This is a genomic window from Rhodoplanes roseus, assembly GCF_003258865.1.
Taxonomy (GTDB): Bacteria; Pseudomonadota; Alphaproteobacteria; order Rhizobiales; family Xanthobacteraceae; genus Rhodoplanes; species Rhodoplanes roseus.
Map to the genome: position 1 here is coordinate 1 of NZ_NPEX01000415.1, position 3,791 is coordinate 3,791.

Consider the following 3,791-nt stretch of genomic DNA (forward strand, 5'->3'; position numbering starts at 1 on the left):
CGGCACGGCACCCGTCCTCCTTCTCCCCGCACGCGGGGAGAAGGTCGCGATGAGGGGGCGTCTCGTGGATACGGAAGCGCCCCCTCACCCGGAATTCGCGCCTGCGGCGCGTATTCCGACCTCTCCCGCGCAGCGGGGAGAGGTGAAGCGTTAGAAGCAGCGACTCTGGGTCCTGCCCGAATTCTCACCCTTCCGGGTGGAAAAGCCCGGCGGGATCGTGTAGACGCGGCGCGCCGCCCCTATATGTCGCCGGTCGGCCTCTGCGCCGGACCCGGCGCGGGTCGCGTCGCGGCAGTGTGCCTCGGTTTTTTTCAGCGTCGTTTCAGCGGAACGTTCCATGCAGACCGTCGTCATCGTCATTCACCTGATGATCGTGCTCGCCATGATCGGGCTCGTGCTGCTGCAGCGCTCCGAGGGCGGCGCGCTCGGCATCGGCGGCGGCGGCGGATTCATGAGCAATCGCGGCTCCGGCAACGCGCTGACGCGAGCCACCGCGATCCTGGCCGGATGCTTCTTCGTCACCAGCCTGCTGCTGTCGGTGCTGGCCGGCCTGTCGCACCGGCCGACCACGGTGATCCCGGCCGACGGCGGCGTCGGTGCCCCGACGCCCGGCGCGCCGGCCCCGCTCGGCACCGGCCGCGGCGTGCTCGACCAGCTCCCGGGCGGCGGCAGCCAGCCGGCGGCTCCGGCCGCGCCCGCCGCACCGGCGGCGCCGTCCGGCCCCGAAGTGCCGCGGTCGCAGTGAGGACGGGCGGCACCAGACGCCGTCCGGGCCTCCGGCCCCATCGCTTCCCATCCCCGTCATCCACCGCCGGACGAGCTTCGTCCGGCGCCCCAGGTTTTGGAGACAAGCCATTGCGAAATGGCGTGAAAAACTCGGCCGTGCCGGCCCGGACCGGCGGCGGCACGGCAGCCCTGCGCGCAAAGACCTCGTCGAATCGCTCGGCGGGCGCTAGAGGTCGGGCCCCATGACGCGGTACATCTTCATCACCGGCGGCGTGGTCTCCTCCCTCGGCAAAGGGCTCGCTTCGGCGGCGCTCGGCGCATTGCTGCAGGCGCGTGGCTACAAGGTCCGCCTGCGCAAGCTCGATCCCTATCTCAACGTCGATCCCGGGACGATGTCGCCGTACCAGCACGGCGAGGTCTTCGTCACCGACGACGGCGCCGAGACGGACCTCGACCTCGGCCATTACGAGCGCTTCACGGGCCGCCCGGCGACCCGCCAGGACAACATCACCACGGGCCGTATCTACCAGGAGATCCTCGCCAAGGAGCGGCGCGGCGACTATCTCGGCGCCACCATCCAGGTGATCCCGCACGTCACCAACGCCATCAAGGACTTCATCCGCGACGGCAACGACGGCTACGACTTCGTCCTGGTGGAGATCGGCGGCACGGTCGGCGACATCGAGGGCCTGCCGTTCTTCGAGGCGATCCGCCAGTTCGGCATCGAGCTGCCGCGCGGCCACGCGATCTACATCCACCTCACGCTGCTGCCCTACATCCCGTCCGCCGGCGAGCTGAAGACCAAGCCGACCCAGCATTCGGTGAAGGAGCTGCGCTCGATCGGCATCCAGCCCGACATCCTGCTGTGCCGCACCGACCGGCCGATCCCGAAGGAAGAGCGGCGCAAGCTCGGGCTGTTCTGCAATGTCCGCGAGAGCGCCGTGATCGAGGCCCGCGACGCCGATTCGATCTACGCCGTGCCGGAGGCCTATCACGAGGCCGGCTTCGACGCCGAGGTGCTGCAAGCCTTCGGGCTGCCGGCCGAGAAGGAGCCGGATCTGTCGCGCTGGCGCACCATCAACGAGCGCATCCGCAACCCGGACGGCGACGTGACGATCGCCATCGTCGGCAAGTACACGGGCATGAAGGATGCCTACAAGTCGTTGATCGAGGCGCTCACCCATGGCGGCGTCGCCCACAAGGTGCGGGTCAATCTCGACTGGATCGAGAGCGAGGTGTTCGAGCGCGAGGACCCGGCGCCGTTCCTCGAGCATGTCCACGGAATCCTGGTGCCGGGCGGCTTCGGCCAGCGCGGCGCCGAGGGCAAGATCCGCGCGGCGCAGTTCGCGCGCGAGCGAAAGGTGCCGTATTTCGGCATCTGCTTCGGCATGCAGATGGCCGTCATCGAGGCGGTGCGCAACCTGTGCGGCGTCGCCGAGGCGAACTCGACCGAGTTCGGCGAGACCAGCGAGCCGGTGGTCGGCCTGATGACCGAATGGCTGCGCGGCAACGAGCTGGAGACGCGCGCCCAGGGCGGCAATCTCGGCGGCACCATGCGGCTCGGCGCCTACGCGGCCGAGGTCGCGGCGGGCAGCAAGGTCTCCGGCATCTACGGCGCCACCGAGATCTCCGAGCGCCACCGCCACCGCTACGAGGTCAACACCCGCTACAAGGACCGGCTGGAGCAGCACGGCATGCGCTTCTGCGGCATGTCGCCCGACGGGCTGCTGCCGGAGATCGTCGAGTACATGGACCATCCATGGTTCATCGGCGTCCAGTTCCACCCGGAGCTGAAGTCGCGCCCCTTCGCCCCGCATCCGCTGTTCGCCTCCTTCGTCGGGGCGGCGGTCGAGCAGAGCCGGCTGGTCTGACCCATGAAGCACCTTCTCGCCGTCCTGCTCGGCCTGCTGGCGATCCTCACCTGGACGTTCGGCGGCACCGTGATCGAGCTGGAGAGCTATCGCGAGGCGAACTCCCAGGGGCTGTGCCACGTCGTCGGGGTCGACTATTCGGCCGACGGCCAGGCCCGGCAGGTGCGCGAGCAGTGCCTCGCCGCCGCCAAGAGCAGCACCGGCCCGTTCGGGCATATCCTGCACGCCCTGCATCTTCGGTAGGCCCGCGGCGCCGCCTCACGCAGGCGTGTAGGCGGCGGCCCCGGCCGCGTGGTGATGCGGCTGGATTGCCGGTCGTCCTTCATGCAATCGTCCCGTGCATGGAGGTGGCATCATGGCACCGACCGTGACGCTGTATGCCTGGGCCGTACCGGCCTATTTCACCGACTCGCCCGTCGACCACACCTGGGTCACGACCTACGACAACCGGCAGTCCGCCTACCAGACCGACGCGCAGGTCGCCGCCGCCGGCGAGGACTATTGGTACTGCTGGGGCTCGTTCCACCCGACCGGCGGAACCCCGATCAACAGCGACGGGTTCCTGGGCCAGCAGGGCGGCAACCGGGCGCTGGCGGAATGCCTCGTGCAGCCGAATGCGGACTCCTCGACAGTGCCGGCGGCGCGCGGCACCATCTTCACCTACGGGGTGGACGGCGTCTGCCACCAGCTCGCCAACCAGGTGCTGTTCGCCACCGGCACGGGCGGCCAGCCGCAGCTCACCGTGAAGCTCGCCCGCGGCTACTTCGCCAGCAGCTTCATCTACGGACCCTGGGGCCTGCAGCACACCGCCTGGGTCAACAAGATCGCGGCCTGCAGCGGCGCCGCGGCGCCGCCGTCGGTCCTCGCCGCCGGAGGAGCAGCCTTGGCCGGACCACCCGACGACTTCGAGGCGCGCGCCCGCGAGGTGCTGGGCCCCGGCGATCCCAAGAAGCTGTCCGACCTGATGGCGCTGCGCACCGACACGCGCCGCTTCGCGGCCCAGGCCTGGCCCGGCGCGGCGCCCTCGGCCGAGACGCTCAACGCCCGCAACCAGCACCTGATCGACCAGGCCGCCGCGCTGCTCGACCCGAGGGAGTTCGAGGCGATCTTCGGCTTTCCGCCCGGCTCGGCTTCAAGTGCCACGTCCTGTGCCCGGACCCGCAGTCCTGCGCCTTCGACGTGGTGCGCCGCGTC

Annotated in this window: 4 protein-coding genes; all 4 read left to right on the forward strand. The window is 70.0% G+C overall.

Features of this window, described 5'->3' with window-relative positions; genetic code table 11:
• Positions 1-337 precede the first annotated feature (337 nt).
• Positions 338-745 (forward strand): preprotein translocase subunit SecG, encoded by a 408-nt coding sequence (gene secG, locus CH341_RS29285; protein ID WP_111422827.1) that lies wholly within the window; start codon positions 338-340, stop codon positions 743-745.
• A gap of 223 nt (positions 746-968) precedes the next feature.
• Positions 969-2,597, forward strand: coding sequence for a CTP synthase (locus CH341_RS29290; protein WP_111422829.1), 1,629 nt, complete (start codon positions 969-971; stop codon positions 2,595-2,597).
• A gap of 3 nt (positions 2,598-2,600) precedes the next feature.
• The gene (locus CH341_RS29295) at positions 2,601-2,840 is read left to right on the forward strand and encodes a hypothetical protein (protein WP_111422831.1); all 240 of its coding nucleotides are present in this window, start codon (positions 2,601-2,603) and stop codon (positions 2,838-2,840) included.
• A 112-nt stretch (positions 2,841-2,952) separates the two neighbouring features.
• On the forward strand, positions 2,953-3,791 hold an 839-nt coding region (locus tag CH341_RS29300), incomplete at its 3' end, for a hypothetical protein (RefSeq protein WP_210208666.1).